Source organism: Deinococcus sp. QL22 (assembly GCF_023370075.1).
Taxonomy (GTDB): domain Bacteria; phylum Deinococcota; class Deinococci; order Deinococcales; family Deinococcaceae; genus Deinococcus.
The window spans coordinates 105,697-123,589 of sequence record NZ_CP097155.1 but is presented as its reverse complement, the minus strand read 5'-3'; the positions used below and the strand labels follow the sequence as shown (position 1 = coordinate 123,589).

Annotated in this window: 19 protein-coding genes and 1 pseudogene; 13 read left to right on the top strand and 7 right to left on the bottom strand. The window is 59.7% G+C overall.

Annotated features, from left to right (window positions below):
- Positions 1-106: 106 nt before the first annotated feature.
- From M1R55_RS28405 to M1R55_RS28395, 3 genes are all read right to left on the bottom strand, one after another.
- Entirely contained in the window at positions 107-637 is a 531-nt protein-coding gene (locus tag M1R55_RS28405) for a hypothetical protein (protein ID WP_249396389.1), read from the bottom strand.
- 128 nt (positions 638-765) lie between these two features.
- Entirely contained in the window at positions 766-1,218 is a 453-nt protein-coding gene (locus M1R55_RS28400; RefSeq protein WP_249396388.1) for a hypothetical protein, read from the bottom strand.
- Positions 1,219-1,576: 358 nt separating this feature from the next.
- Positions 1,577-1,720 (bottom strand): hypothetical protein, encoded by a 144-nt coding sequence (locus M1R55_RS28395; RefSeq protein ID WP_249396387.1) that lies wholly within the window; start codon positions 1,718-1,720, stop codon positions 1,577-1,579.
- A gap of 310 nt (positions 1,721-2,030) precedes the next feature.
- On the opposite strand from M1R55_RS28395, the gene M1R55_RS28390 reads away from it, so the two are divergent.
- Positions 2,031-2,339 carry a hypothetical protein gene (locus M1R55_RS28390; RefSeq protein ID WP_249396386.1) on the top strand — a complete coding sequence of 103 codons (309 nt, stop codon included), beginning with the start codon at positions 2,031-2,033 and terminating at the stop codon, positions 2,337-2,339.
- Positions 2,340-3,293: 954 nt separating this feature from the next.
- Here the strand turns inward: M1R55_RS28390 and M1R55_RS28385 are convergent.
- Positions 3,294-3,809, bottom strand: coding sequence for a hypothetical protein (locus M1R55_RS28385; protein ID WP_249396385.1), 516 nt, complete (start codon positions 3,807-3,809; stop codon positions 3,294-3,296).
- Positions 3,810-3,853: 44 nt separating this feature from the next.
- The gene (locus tag M1R55_RS28380; RefSeq protein ID WP_249396384.1) at positions 3,854-4,288 is read right to left on the bottom strand and encodes a hypothetical protein; all 435 of its coding nucleotides are present in this window, start codon (positions 4,286-4,288) and stop codon (positions 3,854-3,856) included.
- Between the two features lie 201 nt (positions 4,289-4,489).
- Between M1R55_RS28380 and M1R55_RS28375 the strand changes: the two genes are divergently transcribed.
- The 5 genes from M1R55_RS28375 (at position 4,490) to M1R55_RS28355 (ending at position 8,888) form a co-directional block, all read left to right on the top strand.
- Complete coding sequence (locus tag M1R55_RS28375) at positions 4,490-4,741, top strand: hypothetical protein (protein ID WP_249396383.1); 252 nt, start codon at positions 4,490-4,492, stop codon at positions 4,739-4,741.
- Between the two features lie 307 nt (positions 4,742-5,048).
- The gene (locus M1R55_RS28370) at positions 5,049-5,585 is read left to right on the top strand and encodes a DoxX family membrane protein (RefSeq protein ID WP_249396382.1); all 537 of its coding nucleotides are present in this window, start codon (positions 5,049-5,051) and stop codon (positions 5,583-5,585) included.
- A 418-nt stretch (positions 5,586-6,003) separates the two neighbouring features.
- Positions 6,004-6,948: an aldo/keto reductase gene (locus M1R55_RS28365; RefSeq protein ID WP_249396381.1), complete on the top strand. Its 945-nt coding sequence runs from the start codon at positions 6,004-6,006 to the stop codon at positions 6,946-6,948.
- Positions 6,949-7,072: 124 nt separating this feature from the next.
- Positions 7,073-7,996, top strand: coding sequence for an NAD(P)-dependent oxidoreductase (locus M1R55_RS28360; protein ID WP_249396380.1), 924 nt, complete (start codon positions 7,073-7,075; stop codon positions 7,994-7,996).
- Between the two features lie 742 nt (positions 7,997-8,738).
- Complete coding sequence (locus M1R55_RS28355; RefSeq protein WP_249396379.1) at positions 8,739-8,888, top strand: hypothetical protein; 150 nt, start codon at positions 8,739-8,741, stop codon at positions 8,886-8,888.
- Positions 8,889-9,031: 143 nt separating this feature from the next.
- Here M1R55_RS28355 and M1R55_RS28350 read toward each other — a convergent pair whose 3' ends face one another.
- On the bottom strand, positions 9,032-9,616 hold the full coding sequence (locus M1R55_RS28350) for a hypothetical protein (RefSeq protein WP_371827330.1): 585 nt from the start codon (positions 9,614-9,616) through the stop codon (positions 9,032-9,034).
- 113 nt (positions 9,617-9,729) lie between these two features.
- On the bottom strand, positions 9,730-9,945 hold the full coding sequence (locus M1R55_RS28345; RefSeq protein ID WP_249396548.1) for a hypothetical protein: 216 nt from the start codon (positions 9,943-9,945) through the stop codon (positions 9,730-9,732).
- A gap of 1,297 nt (positions 9,946-11,242) precedes the next feature.
- Here M1R55_RS28345 and M1R55_RS28335 point away from each other — a divergent pair.
- The 7 genes and pseudogenes from M1R55_RS28335 (at position 11,243) to M1R55_RS28305 (ending at position 17,887) form a co-directional block, all read left to right on the top strand.
- On the top strand, positions 11,243-12,670 hold the full coding sequence (locus M1R55_RS28335; RefSeq protein WP_249396378.1) for an ABC transporter substrate-binding protein: 1,428 nt from the start codon (positions 11,243-11,245) through the stop codon (positions 12,668-12,670).
- 156 nt (positions 12,671-12,826) lie between these two features.
- On the top strand, positions 12,827-13,750 hold the full coding sequence (locus M1R55_RS28330; RefSeq protein WP_249396377.1) for a carbohydrate ABC transporter permease: 924 nt from the start codon (positions 12,827-12,829) through the stop codon (positions 13,748-13,750).
- A 53-nt stretch (positions 13,751-13,803) separates the two neighbouring features.
- Positions 13,804-14,610: a carbohydrate ABC transporter permease gene (locus M1R55_RS28325; protein WP_249396376.1), complete on the top strand. Its 807-nt coding sequence runs from the start codon at positions 13,804-13,806 to the stop codon at positions 14,608-14,610.
- Positions 14,611-15,408: 798 nt separating this feature from the next.
- On the top strand, positions 15,409-15,843 hold the full coding sequence (locus tag M1R55_RS28320; RefSeq protein ID WP_249396375.1) for a response regulator: 435 nt from the start codon (positions 15,409-15,411) through the stop codon (positions 15,841-15,843).
- A gap of 66 nt (positions 15,844-15,909) precedes the next feature.
- Entirely contained in the window at positions 15,910-16,299 is a 390-nt protein-coding gene (locus M1R55_RS28315; RefSeq protein ID WP_249396374.1) for a response regulator, read from the top strand.
- A 133-nt stretch (positions 16,300-16,432) separates the two neighbouring features.
- The gene (locus tag M1R55_RS28310; protein WP_249396373.1) at positions 16,433-16,879 is read left to right on the top strand and encodes a response regulator; all 447 of its coding nucleotides are present in this window, start codon (positions 16,433-16,435) and stop codon (positions 16,877-16,879) included.
- A 250-nt stretch (positions 16,880-17,129) separates the two neighbouring features.
- Positions 17,130-17,887, top strand: a pseudogene (locus tag M1R55_RS28305) (IS6 family transposase).
- The last annotated feature ends 6 nt before the right edge of the window (positions 17,888-17,893 follow it).

The following is a 17,893-nucleotide window of genomic DNA, read 5'->3' as shown; positions in this document are numbered from 1 at the left end:
GACCCCGCTCCCGCCTGAGTACACGTGTGTGGGTGACGGGGATGGCCCAACGTCGGTTCCAGCTTCTGAGTCAGCCCGCGGTTGCGGCGTAGGACTGGGGGAGGCATCATCGCTTCTGAGTGTTCCTTTCCTCAGGCCAGCCATACGCTTGATCCACCGCCTCACGGTACCGCTGCAGCATCCGGCTTTGTGTGGCTCGGCGGGCCACCGTCGGCACCCCGGTCAACGTCGCATCGTATTGCGTTTGCCAGCGAGAGAACCGCTGTAAGTGAAAGTGCCACACTGTTTGGTCGGTGGACGGGCGCAGATTCATGACCAAGGGACGCACTTGAATTTCCGGGAGGGGCAGCGCTTCATAACGGGCGACAAGCTCGGTTTGCCACGCTTGACGGGTCTGCTTGGCTTTGAGCATGCCCACCGCATGGGCCCTGGCCCGTTCCTGAGCGCGTGCAAACGCCTCCGTTGCCTCAAGTTCCATGACCCGGGCTGTCCGGTAGAGCCGGGCCGGTTGGTTCATCCGCTGGCCCAACTTGTTGGTCATCTGCTCTTGATCATGGGCACCCAGGAGGGTGCGGATCATCGTGCGACTCCAGCCCCGGGCTTCCAGGTCTTGAAGGGAGAGGAAGGGCGCGGTCATGGGTGTCCCAGTGTGCCCAACGAGGGAGAGAGCAACATTAAGCGTGCAGCACGGAAGGGCGGACACCTGTTGAACATGGGGAAGCACCTCGTCTGCTCGCCAGAGCGGGCATATGGGAATTTCTTGGCTTACTCTATCCAGCCGTACGCGTGAGACACCGCGGCTTGGTAGCGCTGATACATTCGAAGTTCTGCTGCCCTGCGCATAGTTTGAGTCAGTCCGGACAACAAATGTTCCTGCGCCAGGTGCCAGAGGTAGAACTCCTGCAGATGCATCTGCCAGAGTTCTTTCTGGTCAGCCGCCTTCCCCTCTCGCTCGACTGGATGCACCTGCACTTCGGGGAGGGGAAGCGCTTCATACCGTGCCAACGCTCTGGTGTTCACGAGTTGACGGGTTTGGACTGCTTTGAGCATCACCACTTGGTGGGCACTGGCACGCTCTCTGGCGTGGGCGAAGGTTTCGGTGGCCTCCACCTGCATCACCCGTGCTTCGAGATACAGCTTGATCGGCTTGGGCATCCGACGCCCGTGTTTGTTCGTCCAGCGCTCGTGATCGTGGGGATCCAGAAGCGACTTGATCATCCCCAGAGTCCAACCCCGAGCTTTCAAGTCTTGGAGAGTGAGATACGAGTCAGTCATGTAGAGGGCAGTGTGTCAGACAATTTGGAAGGCAGCACCAGGCGGGTCATGTGCAGAACATGGATGTCAATCGGCGGCGAACGCGGGACGGCGGGACTTCAGGGTGATGTCCATGACACTGGGGGTGTCTTCAGTCTTGAGGTGCAGTACAGGCGTGCTGATAGGGCGGTCTTCGACGTCCACCACTTGACTGGAATTGGCTTTGAGTTCCCAGAGGCCCAGATACCGGCTGAAGTCGGCGCGGGTCGCGTCCGACTCCAGTTCAGCGGGGCAGGTGCGGTAACACGGGCGGGTTCGTTCTTCACGTCGTAAGCGCAGCCTTGGTCAGTCGGGTGAGCAAGTCACGCGGCAAGCTGCCCGTTTGGGTGGCGGCGGCGAGCTGCGCCATCAGGTATGGCAATCGGCTTTTGTGGCTGGCGTTCAGCAGCGCCCGGAGCTGGGGCATCCGTTCGGGGTCACGGGCAGGCCGGGCCCTCCCACAGCGTGTGCTGGTGATTGATCTGGTCTTGATGGGGTTGAGTCGTCACTTGACTTTAGTAGAACAGATCTTCCGGACAGGCTCTAAGGTTCACCCTCTAAGGCACAGTGAGCTTGATTAGCATGGGCAATGGCGCGAAGTTCCGGGGTGGTGCGCTCAGACCGTTAAGGCAGGCGCATCACTCGGACTTTTCACAAAAATCACCTCTACAGTGGCAAGGCTCACACCCGGCCGCGCTTGTATCAAAAGGGTCAGAACTGGCGTGCAAGGCTGCGCCATGTCGGCAACCTCCATCACCCACGGCAAGGTGTCCCGCAACGGCTCATACACCGCTTGGGTGGACTACCCCGATGAACCCCTCTCCCACGAGGCCAACGCCCTCATTGCGGCCAGCACCAACAACGAAGTGGTGTTGCTGCAGGGGCCTCCCTTTAGCATTCAGGGCAAAGTCAGAGTGACCACCATCGGCTGCGGCGCTCTCTCCCGCGTCGCGCGCTTAGACGGCGGAGCATGCAGGCAGAAGCAACGCGCTCCGAACCCGTTCGCGCGGGTTGCAATTCACGGTACGGGCAGGCTAGAGCGGTGACTTCCGCTCAAATCTCACTCCACGAAGCGCTCGCTTCCCTCCCCACTCGAGCTTGGGCGACCGTCACCGCGCTGCAGCAGCAGGGGGTCGAGGTCACGTGCTCGAGAGAAGCTGGACGTTGGATCCTCCAAGGCCACTTGGAAGGACGCGCGTTCCACACTGAGCCCGCGCAGGTACTCACCGGGCAAAGCTTGGATGACCTCTGGCGACGGATGCAACCCGCCACCGAAGAACGCGACTATTTCCTCCAAAAACGTCAACAACGGGGGGACTAAGCAATGGGGCCTGAACGTGGTTCGGGCCGGACACGTGGAATGTTTAAACCCAGCGTGAGCGAGGCATTGTTTAAACATGCAGCACCCTCCGACCGGACAACAGCATCAAACATGAGTCAAGGCCTGTTAGAGGAGGTCAGTCCACTGGCAGCGCACCCGGCAGCGGTTACGGCACTCGGTCAGAATGGCGGCGCCGGCGCCGTACCCGTGCCCGCGTGTCCCGCTCCATGACAGGGCTGTGAGGCGTCCACGGGTATACCGCAATCTGCTCCAGAAGCGGGGAAGGTCTTCAGCCTAAGCTGTCTCAGGCAGGTGTTGTGAAGGCACGCTGTGCATGTTCCATCAGCGGAGGCACTCCACGAAAGGCCGCCTCCCCAAAACCGACATTTTGACGAGCATAAAGGGTGATCAGCCGACCCAGAGCCGCCACGTCAGCAATTGACTCACCGGAGTTAAATCAGCCCGCCCCTACGGGAGGAGCGCGCTTGCGATCTCCTGAACTGCGTGGATTGTTCGGCCCGCACCACCCGCCGCTCGTCATACAACTTCAAGCACACGGGACGCTGGGTCGGCACATACACCCACTGCCTGGCATCCGGCTGCCCTAGCAAATACTCAATCATGGCGGGTGACCACCCCCGCACTTTCAGCTCTTGGTGATTGAGAAACGCACCGCTGCTCAGTGCCACGGTCGCTCACCGTACAGAGCCTGAAACGCCTCGCGGTATCGCTCATACGCCCGACTCTCAGCCTCACGCCGGAGGGCTTTGGGCAAACCACTGAGCGGGTGCTCATGCTCCATCTGCCAGGCGTAGTACGCCATCAGGTGGTGCTGCCAGAGCTGCTGCCCGGTCATCGTGGCCTCCCCCTCGTACCGCTGAAGCACCGGTGGGGGGAGGGCATCGTACCGGGCGACGTGCGCGGCTTGGTTGACCTGCTGGGTGTCTGCCGCTTTGCCTGCCCGGTCTTGCCGGACGCGGGCACGCTCCTGGGCCAGGGCAAAAGCTTCGGTGGTCTCCGCCTGCACCACCCTTTCTTCGAGATACAGCTTCACGATGCCCTCGGCCAGGCGCCCGCCCACCCGCAACTCGCTTGGGCGCTCACGGTCGTGCTGACCCAACAGATCGCGGATCATCGCCAGCGTCCAGCCCCGCTCTTTCAGTTCAACAGTGCTCAGCAGCACGGGCAGCTTCATGCACTCAGTCTCTCAAATCAGGCTGCGGTCATCAGGTCATCAGGTCAGAGCAGCGGAGAGTGCGGCCGCTCTCTCAGGACGTGGCTGGCGCCCTGCACGGCCGTCACTTCTGCCTCGGCCCCGGTCGAGAGGTCGCGGTACACCGTCCGCACTTTGGCGAGCACCACGACCTCATCGCTGGAGGCCTGTGCGGCCACCACCGGCTCAGTCTTGGGTTTGAAACTGGTCAGATGCCCGACCACGAAGCGGTCAAGTGTGATTAGGTCGCTGCCGTCCAGTTCGACGATGTACCCGTTTTGCCGCCCGCTCTTGACCATGCCCAGCTTGCAGCGTGCCCCTTCCAGCAGGTGCGAATCGAGGGGCGAGAGAATCCACTGGCCCCAGCACTTTCTCACCGGCAGGCACGCTGGGTACGACAACCTTGGGGGTTTCACCGCCCCGATCAGGCGGTCGAGGCCGTGCACGGCCAGCGTGATCATGTGGTCGTTGCGGCGCTGTTGCCTTAACCAGCCCCATGGCAGAGGGGCTGCCAGACTTCTCCCTGTGGCAGCGGGCGCAGGAGCATCTCCTGTCTGGGCTGCCTCACGCGTGGCGCAACGCGATCGGAGAGCGGGTGCTTGAGCAGTACCAGCCCGCGGTGTCCCCAGCATTCTCCTGCCCCCTGTCCACTGAGGGATACTGTGTGCTCGCCTGAGACCGCGCTTGAGCCAGTCGAAGAGTCCCTCATTCCCAAAGAGAAAATTCCCATCTATTACCAAACCTATCCACCCGACCTCGCCACCATTGAAGCCTTGAAACTGGAAGGCCGACAACCTGCAGATGGTCAAGGCGTGGCTGCCTTGTTCAAGCTCCGGATCGGCGACCGTGAACACCTCTGTGACCTGTGCCGACGCTCGGAGGCCGTGCTGCTGCAGATCAGGGAAAACACATAAGCCTGTTCACGTGATGTGCTGTCCTGAACGTGTGATGGCTGGGGAGTGCCTGGAAGATTCGAGGCCCCCCCACAGCACCCTGCCGCTGACTTCAGATCGTCGCCCGCGTCGGCGGTATGACCACCCTCTCCACCGCGTTTTCCACTCATTCCACTCACACTTGTACAGGAGGAACATCTGAAGCGTTGCGCTCTGCATATACCTCAACACGACAGGGGACGATGTCCCCTCTGGAGGCCAGATGAGCGCAATCGAACGCACCACCCCCCAAGAATCCCAAGCCACTTCTCGACCCACATCCTCGTTAGTGGCTCGTCTCAATCTCTTAGACGCCCGTTTGGTGGGCTGGTGGGCACGGCACGGCATTACCTTGCTACGCTGGTCACTGGGCCTGATTTTCTTTTGGTTTGGAGTTCAGAAGTTCTTCCCGGGTCTCAGCAGTGCCGAAGGTTTGGCCACCCGCACCATCTCCGTGCTGACGTTTGGACTTGTCCCGGCGCACATTAGCCTGCCTGTGTTGGCTATCTGGGAATGCCTCATTGGCTTGGGCTTGTTGACTGGACGGTACTTGCGGCTGACGTTGCTCCTGCTGTTTGCTCAAATGGCGGGCACGTTTCTCCCGCTGCTGTTTTTTCCGGCAGAGACGTTCAACCTGTTTCCTTGGGCACCCACGTTAGAAGGGCAGTACATCATCAAAAATCTGGTCTTGGTGTCGGCTGGGCTGGTCGTCGGCGCCACGACACGGGGCGGGAGTCTGATCGCCGATCCCAAAGCCGCCCGGGTGGCTGAACACACCGAAGCGCTGCACCGCCGCTTTCGTCGCCGCTTCCAGCGCGAGCCCTGAACCTCACGAGAGAACTCCTTTGATGGCCCGCTCGACCATCAAAGGTCGGGTCATTGAAGTGTGACCATTCGAGGAAAATGTTCCCCGTAAAGACCGGCTGTTGGCCAACTTGGCAACATTGTGACCGAGATCAGGGGAGACTGAAGTTGAGCTTGACCCGCGATCGCGGGTCAAGTGTCGTGCCGCCCGGAGACAGCTCCCGAGGTGCAGTTGATTGCATAGCGTTGTCACGAAGTGGCTGGGCCCAGCCACCAAGGTTCATCCTCTCTGCGGCCATGAGCCGAGCTCACGCCGCAACTGGACGGCCACAACGCACCGGGCCTTAGGCTTTCTTCACGCCGCCGCCGCAACGACAAAACATTTTTCCCACCGTCTAAGGTGAGTTCACACCACGTTGATGCAGTGAAAGGAGCTAGAGATGCACCACCGGCAGCTAGGGAAATCAGGCCTTCAGGTCTCTGAGATTGGGTTCGGCGCTTGGGCGATTGGGGGGGATGCTTGGGGCCCGGTCGAGGACAGCGCCTCGCTCAAGGCCATGGAGCGTGCGCTCGAACTGGGCGTCACCTTCATTGACACCGCAGACGTGTACGGCAACGGCCACAGCGAGACGCTGGTTGCGAAGGTCATCAAAGGCCGCCGTGACCAAATCGTCGTGGCCACGAAAGGCGGCCTGATGGGCCACCACCGCGATCCGCAGCAAGCGCCGGTCTACGACCGTCCTGAGAAAATCATCGCAGCCTTCGAGGCCAGCTTGCGCCGATTAGAAACGGAGTACATAGACGTCTATTTCGATCACATCTGGTGGAATGCCCCACGGGAGACCGAAGCGTTCCTGACCGCCTTTGCTCAGCTGAAACAGGAAGGCCGGGTGCGGGCGGTCGGCGTCTCAACCGATGACTTCGCGTATGTCCAGCAGTTCAACCAGGGCGGCACCCTGGATGTGGTGCAGCTCGATTACAGCCTGCTCAACCGCAAAGCCGAGCAGGACATCCTGCCGTATTGCCTGGAGCATGAGATTGGGGTGGTGGTGCGCGGGCCCCTGAGTAAAGGCATGCTGACTGGGAAGTTTAGCCCTGAGACGCGGTTTCCAGAGGGAGATGTGCGCCACAGCTGGCCGCATGAGGATTGGTATCAGACGCAACTGGATCAGGTCACGCAGCTGCGGGTGCTGTCCTCTGCCGACCGTTCCCTGGGTCAGCTGGCCTTGCAGTTCGTACTGAACCATCCGGCAGTCTCGGTGGCCATTCCGGGTGGAAAGACCCCAGAGCAGGTCGAACAGAATGTCCAGGCGTCCACCCGCCCCTTGCTCACGGAACAGGATATCCGCCAGATTGAGACTGTCACGCCAAGAGCCCGGGAATGACGGCGCAAAGCGGTGGAGCGCCGAATGTGGAGGGCGGTGACCTTGTCCCGCTGCTCCACAGCGCCACCCTCATTGGTTCTGAACGAAGGCGAGTGGCCCGAATGAAGGGGCTGAAGGAGGCGAGATGAGAGTCTTGATCACCGGTGCAGGGGGGAGTCTGGGCCGGGTGCTCGCCCCAGTCCTCCAGAAAAACGGGTATACCCCAGTGTTGATGGACTTCCGGCCACTGGACACCCCGTATGAATTCATTCAGGGAGACGTGACCAGCAAAACGGATGTGTTCCGGGCTGCCGAAGGTGCGGATGTGATTGTCCACGGCGCGGCGCTGCACGGCGTTCACCTCCGCGACCATTCTCGGGACGAGTTCTGGAAGCTCAACATGGAAGGGACGTACCACGTCTATGAGGCGGCCCGTGAGCACGGCATCGCGAAAGTCCTCCTGTGTAGCACCATGGGCGTGTATGGCGCGAGCATCACCGTGCCTGAGAAGAGCTTTGCCGTGGTCACGGAGGCGTTGCCTTGCCTGCCAAGCGACTTCTACGGGCTGACCAAGACGCTCGCCGAGGAACTGGCAGGGTTTTACAGCCGCGTCCACAACATCAGAACCATTTCGTATCGTCTGGGCATGTTCGTTCCGGAAACCTTTGTGCGCTACGGCTTCCGGCTGCTCAAGGGCGGGGTGGACGACCGGGATGTGGCTCAGGCCTTTATGCTGGGCCTGCAAAACGACTCAATTTCGTGTGACGCCTTCAACATCATGGCGGCCGTTCCATTCTCAACCGAACAGTTGCCGTTGTGGCGCGAGAACCCTCGGGCGTTGGTCGAGGCTCAGTTTCCTGGCATTTCAGAGCTGGTGGCCCAGCGCGGAGCAAACATCGATGACCTGCTGGGTGCCTGGGGTCAGGTGTATTGGTCAATCGAGAAAGCCAGGGCGGGGCTGGGCTACCAGCCCCGGTATACTTTTGCGGAATTTTACGCAGCACTCCAATCGGGAGACGACACGCATTACCCCTTCGCGAATCTCCCCTGGTGGGGGGTGCCTGAGTAGGCTTGACGGTGGTGTTGCCTGCACTGTCCTGGAGGACGCTCAACCCACTGAGGTGAACGACGAGTTCAGGATCAAGGAAAGATCCCGAAGAGCAGATGGGCCATTCCATCTAGGAATGGCCCATCTCTTTGAGCGGATTAACTTGCTGCTGTCGTTCAGCCCGTTGGGGAAGAATTTGCCGTTATTGGCATTGAGCGCGGGAGGCAAAATATTCAGGCTTCAGCAGGTTGGAGTGAGCCGAGAACGACTCTGGGCCGGTCAGCCTCAGTTACATGCTCTGTCTAAGAGCGGAGTGCGCTGCAGGAGCTGGAATCGGCGCTGGGCGATCCCAGTGACCCAAACCCGTGCGGGCAAACCGGAACGAGGCCAGCCCAGAGCGTGGGTGTTCAAATCCCGCAAGACCGCTTCAACGGCGCCTTCCTGATCAGCGACTTGGGCGTGCTCGGCGAGGGTGAACAACAAAGGGGCGAACACTTGAACGCAGGTTTGGAGGGCGTGAGGCTCCCCTCGTCCACAGCCAGATAAGGCTTGTTCAGCCGCTGTAGTCTGGGGAGAGGCGTTCATGTCCGCAGTGTGGTCCCCAGGTGATCATCTCCGGCGCGCCTTTCTTGGGGAACAGCTCATTCAGTAGGGAGAATGTTGGAAGGTTCTCATTTCTGGCACCCTGACGAGCTCATCCGGCGCCTGAATGGACGGAGAACTCAAAGACAACCTTCTGACCTCCCAGCCTGGCCTCGCTTTCATGGATGCCCTGAACCCTGAAGACTGGCAATCTGCGGACGGTCAAGCGGTGGCCGCCCTGTTCAACCTCCGCACGGGAGACCGCGAACGCTTCAGCGGCCTCTACCGACGAGGAGACGCGGTGCCGTTGCAGGTCAAACAACCCCGATGAGCTGACGCGCTAGAGAGGCAGAACCGCCCTGTACCGCGGATCGTGCAATCTCTGCTGAAATAGAGGACGCCACAGACCCTGAGGAGGAGTGGTGGTGAGAGGAACAGGAAGCCCCAGCACTGAGCCGGGGTGCGGGGGGGAACTTATTTTTTCTTAGAACGGGCTTTGGTTTTCCTGTTCGCGCTGCCTAATTTCTGGCCCTTGAGAAAGCTGGCTTCCAGCTGCTGACGGGTGTGGGCGGCCAACACCTTAAAGTCTACGGCTCCAGATTCAATGCTTTCGAGGAAGATGCGGGGGGCAGAGGCCCGGCCTTCTCTCAGTTGCGCGTCTATTGTTTCAAACCAGGCCTGAAATTCAGGCGTCACTTCAAACAGCATGTCTCTGGCCAATTTGTTGTAGGTCTCACCGTCTCCGCTTCGCCGCTTGAACTGTTTGGGCAGTTCGAAGCGGGCACCCGGAAGCTTGACCGCTTCGATCTTGCCTTCACGCACAGCAATCTGAAACTGCTTAACAAAGGCGTCACTGCGTTGGAGATTACTGAGTTTTTGAACCTGTTCACTGAGTTTGAGATAAGCCATAAGGTGTTGTATCAGTTCACTTAAAAAGAAGGAAGAGGTCATTTGATTTGAGAAATTTGGGCTTATGTTTGATACCGCCGTGTTTGTTGAAGAGCTCGCAGCAAAGCGGAAATGCGGTTCAGCAGGATCTGGAAAAGCACTGTAATTCAATGCTCTGACCCTGAGCTTCAAGGTCGGTTCCGCTCTTTGGGCAGCAAGGTTCCTTCACCTCTGCCGTGCTGAGCCACTCAGCCATATCGGTGGCTGAGCCTTGGTTATGGCACTCATTCCGTAAAGATCTGACGCAATTGCGCCTGCACCATCGCCGGGAGACTCTGACGCCAGGCCATGCGAAAGGGCAGGGCTGGACACGGATCATGCACAGGCCGGAACGTGACCCCAGGATGAGCGAGAGCCGTCAGGGAACGGACGATCAAAAACAGGCTCTCCTGCTCAGCGACGAGGCGCATCACGCCCGCGAACGGTTGTGTGGCCTTCACTTGCCTCGCAGCATGTGGAGGGCAGGGGTGGCCTGACGATCAAGCACACCCCTGCCGCAACCGCAGACCACATCTGGAACGCTTGTCTTTGATGCGCTCTTCGGATCAGGGCGGAAACGCTGATGCGAGTGTGATGGTGGAGGTTCAGAGGTCCGGGCATGCCGGCTCAACAATTCCTGAGCGCGTTCTCGTTGTTTGAATCCAAGTCGCTGTCGCTCTTGACGCCGTGTGGGACGATGCGATTGTTTAACCACAGTGTTGCAGCGTGCCGTGGAGATGACCAGGAGGTGGTCGACGTGGATCAGACGGGTGAGTTCCTGAATTGCCGCCCCGTCACTTCGCCGCTGACCCGGTGTGGATGACCTCTGGGACCCCGTCGTCTTCCAACAGCCGGGTCAGGACAGGCCTTGCAGCTCCTCAGTCCCGACGTCTGTGAAGGCGAAGGTCGAGGACGAAGCCGTGGTCATCCACAGCCCTGCACCACCCCTGCCGGACGCCATCGACGCTCGGACACACCTCCATCAGCTGCCACCGGGAACAGGGGCGGGTTGCCGGTGGCGTCACTCTTCAGCGAAGAGGGAGGCGAACTGGATCCACCGTTCGCGCAGCGTCTCGTGACTGACCGGTTGGGCCGCGCCCGTGGAGCAAGTCCTGAACGTCCCGGTCACTGGGAGGAAAGCGGGGAGAGAGCCAGACGGCGTGCTGGAGGATGATCATAGGAAAACGGTGGCGGTCACGCCCAGTCAGCCTCCCCCGATCCGGTTCAAGCAACACAACCGCGTTGGCTGCTGTGGGCGTGCTGTCACTCTGATTTTAAATTTTGACGAATTTCTGCACGCCCATCACGAACATCACTGCCCCACCTTGCTCGCCCCAAATGAATTGTCTTAATGGCACTGACTCGCAGGCACCGCTGAATACTGAGCTTCAGACAGACGAACGAACTGACACTCCCGGCCTGACACTCCCGGCGCCGCGCATGCCATGCACGTTGCGATTGCTGCCCAGTTCGATTTAAGATACCTGGTATCAGCCGTCAGCATACCGAACAAGATTCGACCCCCACGTTGGAGCAGTGCCGCCACTGAAGCGCCCCGGAACTGGGTTTCCCTACCTGCATACGCATTGAATCCCCGTGGCAACAGCCAAGCTGCGCGGTCAGCACCCTGTCGCTGTTCTGATCCACCTCAGCCGCGTATTGGGTATCCTTTTTAATACGTTCAAGCCGTAATAAATCCAGCTGTCCAGACTACCGAGCTTCCTTATGCTGCCTAGGTTACTTATTGAAGGAGCCTGTATGAGACGTAGGATTGCCCTGACCGCCCTCCTCCTGAGTTCGTTCGCTGCCGCAGCGCCTGGAAGCTGGCGCGGCACCATTACCATGAGCGCCGCCGACTACGCTCCTAATTTTCCGGGTCAGTCCAGGCCACTCAAGGTCTTCCAACAGATCGCCAGCGAGTACGAAAAGAAGTACCCCGGGATGAAGATTAAGTTTCATAACGCTCCGGTTCCCGACACCAACACCATGATCCGGGTCAAGGCGGCAGCGGGCGAACTGTTCGACATCTACTGGGCACAGGCGTATAGCCTGAACTCCACGCTGCCCAAAGGCGTGGCCGCCGACCTCGCGCCTGCCTTCCGCCAGCCCAATCCCTATATCTCTGGCAACAAGGCGTGGCAGGACGTAATGGACAAAGCCCAGCTGGCCGAGAGCCGCAACCCCAGTGGCGCCGTGTACACCCTGAGCGGCGATAGGGTGGTGTACACCATTTTTTACAACACAAACCTTTTCAAGAAAGTGGGCATCACGAAGGCGCCAGCCAGCTGGCCTGAGCTTATTGCCGTGTCCAAAAAGCTGAGCGCGGCCGGTATCTACCCTATGCACGCCGTGCCTGCTTACCCCTGGTGGAGTCGCCACTTCCTGACTGACCTGTACAGTAAAGACTACGTCAAATTGACGGGATACGACGGCTTGCCCGGCCAGTCACCTCTGGACGAGGCAGTGGCGATTCACAAGGGCATCCTGACGCCCGAAGACGACCGCTTTATGTCGTGGTGGCCGGTTATGAAGCAGTTTACGGATACTTGGCCGAAGGACTACCTGACCGCGGACCCTTCCAAGAACTACGACGCTTTCCAGGATTTCGTGGGCCAGAAGGAAGCCATGCTGTACGAAGGTAGCTACAAAACCCGCGAGATGCTGGACGCTGGCGTCAAGTTCCCGGTTTCAGCTTTTAACTTTCCACGCCTGACCCAGAAAGAAAGCAAGTACGCGACTGGCGTAAATACCGCCAATGCTTACACAGGCACGGGCGGCTTTCAATACGCCGTCAGCACGCCACTGTCGAACAAGAGCATGCGAGAGGCTGGCAAGATGGAAGCCGTGCTCGACTGGATGCGCTACTTTGGCACGCCGAAGAACCTGCAACGCCTAACAGCCGAGCAGGGAACCTACGTGCCCACCTGGCCCGGCACCACGGCCAAACTCGCCCTGAACAGCTTTGATGCGGCGGCCATCCAGGCGCAGATCAAGCAGCCTGAGCGCTCTGTGGGAATGGCAAACGCTTCGGCTAACTTGGGCTGGGGCGATATGCAGCGTATTTTTGGGCTGTACCTCAGCGGAAATGTTACGCTGGAGCAGGCCAAGGTGCAGGCACAGACGGTGCTGGATCGCGCCGCAGCGGATTATGCCCGCAAGAACAAAATTGACCTGTCGAAGTACTGAACACAGGCCGATGTTTCCCCTCAGATGAGTGACCGTCCTTACCTGCTGACAACCCTCAGCTATACCTGGCTCCAGAGCCGGGCCGCCTGATTTACAGGCCGGACAGGAGCCCCTGCGCGCTTGTCCGGCCTGCTTCGCTTTTCCTAGAGGAGTTCCATGACTGCCCGACCCGGTTTCCGCTCTGCTCGCTCTGCGCGGCGCAGCTTTCTCACCCGGCTGCGTGGCGGGTGGCCTGCCTACCTTTTTCTGCTGCCGACCCTGCTGCTGACTGGCTACTTCTCGTACTACCCAGCCTATACCGCCATTGTACGGGCATTCACTGACTGGGACGGTCTGAACGTGCCCACCTTCACTGGGTTTGAGAACTTCGGGCGGGCGCTGAGCGACCCAGTGATGGGGCAGGCTTCACTGAACATGGGCATCTGGGTGGGCCTGGGGTTACTTCTGGCACTGGTGACGCCGCTGCTCGTCTCCGAACTGGTCTTTCACCTGCGGGGTCGGCGGCGCCAATATGTCTACCGCACTCTTCTTGTCGCACCTATCGTGATTCCCTCACTGGTGCTCCTGCTGGTCTGGGGAACTTTTTACCGCAGTGATGGCCTGCTCAATTCGCTGCTGGGTGCCGCTGGCCTGCCCGGACTCCAACGAGACTGGCTGAGCAACCCCGATACGGCGCTGCTCAGCCTGATCTTCCTGGGCTTTCCGTACATCGACGCCTTTAACTTCTTGCTCCTGTACGCCGGGCTTCAGGGTATTCCTGAGGACGTGTTCGACGCTGCCAAAATTGACGGCGCGTCCGGGTGGCGGCGGGTACTGACAGTGGATCTGCCGCTCCTGCGCCCACAATTGGGACTGATTGCGGTGCTGGCGATCATCGGGAACGTGCAGTACTTCGTCAGTCCATTGGTGCTGACTTCGGGAGGGCCGGGCTTTTCAACCACTGTGCCCGCACTGCTGATGTATTTCACAGCCACCCGCGACGGCGAGTACGGCTACGCGATGGCCATGGCTGTGCTGCTGATGCTGGTCGTCATTGCCCTCACCGGCCTGTCGCGCCTGCTGAGCCGGGAGGGCAGATGAGGCACGAGGTCAGGCCACGCCGCGCGGGACTGCACCTCACGCTTGGAGAGCTCGTGCGTCAGGCTGCGCTGCTTGTGTTCGGGCTGTTGGCCCTGTTTCCGCTCTATTTCAGCGTGGTCAATTCCTTCAAGGATCGCCTTCAGTACGCGGAGAATTTGCTCAATATTCCCACACGTCTGCATCCCGAGAACTACGCAGTCGCCTGGGCACAGATTCAGGGGCCGCTGGCGAGTTCGGTGATCGTGACCGGAGTCAGCGTCCTGGCGACCCTGGTGCTTGCGGCGCTGAGCGCCTACGCCTTTGCCCTGATGGATTTTCCGGGGCGTCACCTGCTCTTTGCTCTTGTCTTTACGCTGCTGCTGGTGCCAGAGTTTCTGACCCTGATACCGCTGTACGTCCAAATTCAGGCGCTGCCCCTGCCCAACAATTACCTTGCCCTTATCCTGCCCACGGTGGCGGCTGGGCAGCCTTTCGCCATTCTGGTGCTGCGCGCAGCCTTCGGGGCGATTCCGCGCGACCTGTTGGAAGCCGCGCGGCTTGACGGCGCCGGGCACTTGGCCCTGCTCTGGCGCATCGTGCTGCCCATCAGTCTGCCGCTGCTCATCAGCGTGGCGATTATTCGGCTGATTCCAGTCTGGAACGATTACCTGCTGCCGTCGTTGGTTCTTGACGAGGCGCACCGTACCCTGCCCGTCGCGCTGGTAGCCTTTCAGGGAGGCGGCGCGGCAACTGCTGCCACGCCCAATTACGGAGCGCTGATGGCGTCCTACGTGCTGTCAGCCATTCCGCTGGTGGTGCTGTTCGCCTTTCTGATGCGCTACTACATTCAGGGCGTCACGAGTGGCGGCGTCAAGGGCTGAACCTGGGAACGCGTCCACTCCGGAGTGCCCGTGACCATGTCCAAGCGCTTTCCAGTCCGGTAGGCTGACCACCAGTCGGCACGCATTAAAGCCCCGGTCTCAGAGCACCTTGACCACTCCATTAAAGTAGGCGCACTACAGGCTACGGCAGGACACCACGATAGTTGTGTCCTGCAGCGAGGCATGAAACCTTTCCTGAAGACACTCCAACCCGCAGGCATCCTACCGCTGACCACTCGGCGACCCCTGCAGTTCCAGTCAGCTGCGCTCTTCCACTCACCTCTTGCACCGCTATCTGCTCGCTGGTGGGAGTCTTATTGCTGACACCTTCAGTTGAAGTACTGCGAGATTCGCGTCAGAGTTTCCCACCAGGTTCAAATGATGAACCACACCTCTTCCCCACGTCTGTCGCCCGTTTTATTCACCGCAGATGAGAAGAAGTGACTGGCAGGGTTGGGGGACGGTCTCCTTCCAACGGGCCCTGAGCGGCAAGAGCTGCAGGCCGAACTCGAACGGCAGTTGCTCCTCACCACCGCTCGCCTGGCGGCCGCCACCGGGCACCGACGCCCCTCCGCTCAAGTGCGGGCTCGGGGCAGCCAACTCAACGCACTCCACCGCAAGGTACTGTTCCTGAAGACCGAGGTCTTGAGCCCCCAGGTCGTCCCTCCTGACCCGATTCCCTCCTCAGATGAATTCAAGGGTCACTGCAGTAAACTTTCTCACACCCCAGATGCGCGTCCGGTAGACTTCAGCCATGACTGATGCCCTGCGCCTCCAGCCCACACCCCCGATCGCCTCATGACTCGACCCCTGCGGGTGCTGCTGGTCGATGACAGCCTCATCGACCGTGAGCTGGCAGAAACCGCGTTTGAGCTGTTGAGGTCGCCCTGCACCTTAGAGACGGTAGACAGTGGCTCCGCTGCGCTCCAACGGCTCCTGCAGCCGGAGGCAACGATGCCAGATGTCATCTTGCTGGACATCAACATGCCCGGTATGACGGGTTTTGAGGTTCTGTCGACCTTTAAGACGCATCCCCAGCTGAGCGTCATCCCTGTGGTGATGCTGACCACGTCCGCGCAAACGGACGACGTGACCCGGGCCTACACTCTGCATGCCAGTGCCTACCTGCTCAAATCCATTCACTTTCAAACGTTTCTGGAACAGATGGAGAAGCTTATTGAGTTCTGGATGCGGGCTCGGCTGACCACTTGGCCGCAAATGATCAGTATATGAAGTGCTGCAATCGCTAGTTGCCTTTAAGCTAGGTCATATGTGGATTGACACCCAGGAGCAGGCCAGGTGACGCCTGCGCGGGTGGTGCGGCGAGTCTTGATCATTGAAGACTGTGTGGAAGACGCGCTGTTGTTGGGACTGGCCTTTGAAGACCATGCCCCCGATGTTCAAGTGGAAGCGGTTTCCGATGGGGCCAGTGCCCTCGCTTACGTTCAGGCCACCGACCCTCCACAGGTCGTGGTTCTGGATTTGCATCTTCCGGGGCAGACGGGGGTGGAGATCCTAACGCAACTGCTGTTGCAGGCGGAAACGCCAGTGCAAGTGGTGTGTTGGAGCAGTCATGCTCATCCGGCAGAAGTGCAGGCCATCCTTGAGCACGGCGCGGTCGCGTATGTGGAGAAGCCTCGGGGAGACGCGGGCTTTGGGCAGATCGTTCAGACCGTGTTGGCTCTCTAAAGCCTGATGCGATCTGACAGTGAAGGATCCCAACGGCTAGGCCAACCGTGCTCAAGGGGTCTACACTGGAGTACAACAGCCTCGACTGTGGGTTTGCGGAACGCTCACTCAGAAAAGCGACGCTGAGACGACGATGACGCGGCTTCTGCAGATCTGGGTCATTGATGACCATCCTGCGGATCTGTTCCTCACCCAACAGGTCTTTGCCACGCTCAGCGATCAGGTGACCGTGACGCCCTATCAGAGCGCTCAAGCCGCGCTCGATGATCTGCGGCGTCCAAATGCCACCTACCCGGACGTGCTGCTGCTGGACATCAACATGCCGCAACTGAACGGTTTTGACGTTTTGAGGGCCATGAAGGCCGATGACCGACTTACGCTCATTCCGGTGGTGATGCTGACCACCTCGGAAGCTGTGGAAGACATTCAGCAGGCGTACGCACTGTTCGCCAGCGCGTATCTGGTGAAGTCGGTGGACTTTTCAAGTTTCATCCAGCAGGTGGAGAGCTTGGTCACGTTCTGGGCGCACAGTCGGCTGCTGAACTGGTCTTCGCCAAATTCAGCGGGGCCTCAGCGGTAAAAGCCTAAAACTGAAGTCTGTGGCGCAGCCCGTTGAGGATCTGGTCAGGTCGCTCCTGAAGTGCCAATCAAAAAAGTGGGAGGCAAAAGGTGTCTCCCCTGAGGGCTCCGAGCGTCTGCAGGTGGACTCGTCAGCAGGGAAGCTAGAGATCGTTCTTTGACCTCAAGCTACAGGTCAGCACCTTGAACCCGGCGGGCGCTACATCCAATGGTTGTGTCGCCTTAATCGGGTTGGGGTAGGCTGACCCGCTGTGACCGACCCGAAACCGTACCGCAATCCTTTCCCCATGACCCTCATCCAGCACGCAATATCTGGCTGTACCACCATTTTTCCCTGGACTACTGGAATGGCCAAGCATTACTGCACCAGCGCGGCCCAACAGGTCAGCCACGAGACCCTCCGCGAATGGTGTATCCCATTCAGCGCCCTCCCCAGTGAAGAACTGCGCCACTGGGAACCCCATCTGGGTTCCCGGTAACATTTGGACGAGGTGCGTACGCGCGTCGATGGCGTCCGACATTGGTGATGGCATGCAATGGACGAGCACGGGTTCGTGCAGGGTACTCTTCGCCAGCGTTACCGCGACACTGACGCCGCAAAAATCTCCCTGACCCGACTCCTGGGTGAATATGATGTCCCAGAGATTATATACCGGGTCAGCTGCGGAGTTATGGATCTGCGATCCGGAAGCTCCCAGTCTGATCAACGTCGACCACCAGCAGGTCATTTCGACGGCACCCTGCAACAATTTGGTTGAACAATCCCACTATCCTACACGGCGTCAAGAGCGAAGTCAGCAGAGCTTCAAACGACGAAAACGCGCTCGGGAATTCCTGAGCCTGCACGCCCGAATCTCTGAACCTTCACCACTACTCCCGCACCAGCGTTTCCGCTACGACCAGACGAAGCAGCCAAGTACAAGCCGTTCCAGACGTGGTCAACCGTCGCGGCAGGGGTGGACTGAACCTCAGGCTACCCTTGCCCTCAGCCTGCTGCGGGTCAAGTTAACGCAAC

Coding starts and splice junctions, on each gene's coding strand:
- M1R55_RS28405 (WP_249396389.1), bottom strand. CDS start 637: ATGACCGCGCCCTTCCTCTCCCTTCAAGACCTGGAAGCCCGGGGCTGG.
- M1R55_RS28400 (WP_249396388.1), bottom strand. CDS start 1,218: ATGATCAAGTCGCTTCTGGATCCCCACGATCACGAGCGCTGGACGAAC.
- M1R55_RS28395 (WP_249396387.1), bottom strand. CDS start 1,720: ATGCCCCAGCTCCGGGCGCTGCTGAACGCCAGCCACAAAAGCCGATTG.
- M1R55_RS28390 (WP_249396386.1), top strand. CDS start 2,031: ATGTCGGCAACCTCCATCACCCACGGCAAGGTGTCCCGCAACGGCTCA.
- M1R55_RS28385 (WP_249396385.1), bottom strand. CDS start 3,809: ATGAAGCTGCCCGTGCTGCTGAGCACTGTTGAACTGAAAGAGCGGGGC.
- M1R55_RS28380 (WP_249396384.1), bottom strand. CDS start 4,288: ATGATCACGCTGGCCGTGCACGGCCTCGACCGCCTGATCGGGGCGGTG.
- M1R55_RS28365 (WP_249396381.1), top strand. CDS start 6,004: ATGCACCACCGGCAGCTAGGGAAATCAGGCCTTCAGGTCTCTGAGATT.
- M1R55_RS28360 (WP_249396380.1), top strand. CDS start 7,073: ATGAGAGTCTTGATCACCGGTGCAGGGGGGAGTCTGGGCCGGGTGCTC.
- M1R55_RS28355 (WP_249396379.1), top strand. CDS start 8,739: ATGGATGCCCTGAACCCTGAAGACTGGCAATCTGCGGACGGTCAAGCG.
- M1R55_RS28335 (WP_249396378.1), top strand. CDS start 11,243: ATGAGACGTAGGATTGCCCTGACCGCCCTCCTCCTGAGTTCGTTCGCT.
- M1R55_RS28330 (WP_249396377.1), top strand. CDS start 12,827: ATGACTGCCCGACCCGGTTTCCGCTCTGCTCGCTCTGCGCGGCGCAGC.
- M1R55_RS28320 (WP_249396375.1), top strand. CDS start 15,409: ATGACTCGACCCCTGCGGGTGCTGCTGGTCGATGACAGCCTCATCGAC.
- M1R55_RS28310 (WP_249396373.1), top strand. CDS start 16,433: ATGACGCGGCTTCTGCAGATCTGGGTCATTGATGACCATCCTGCGGAT.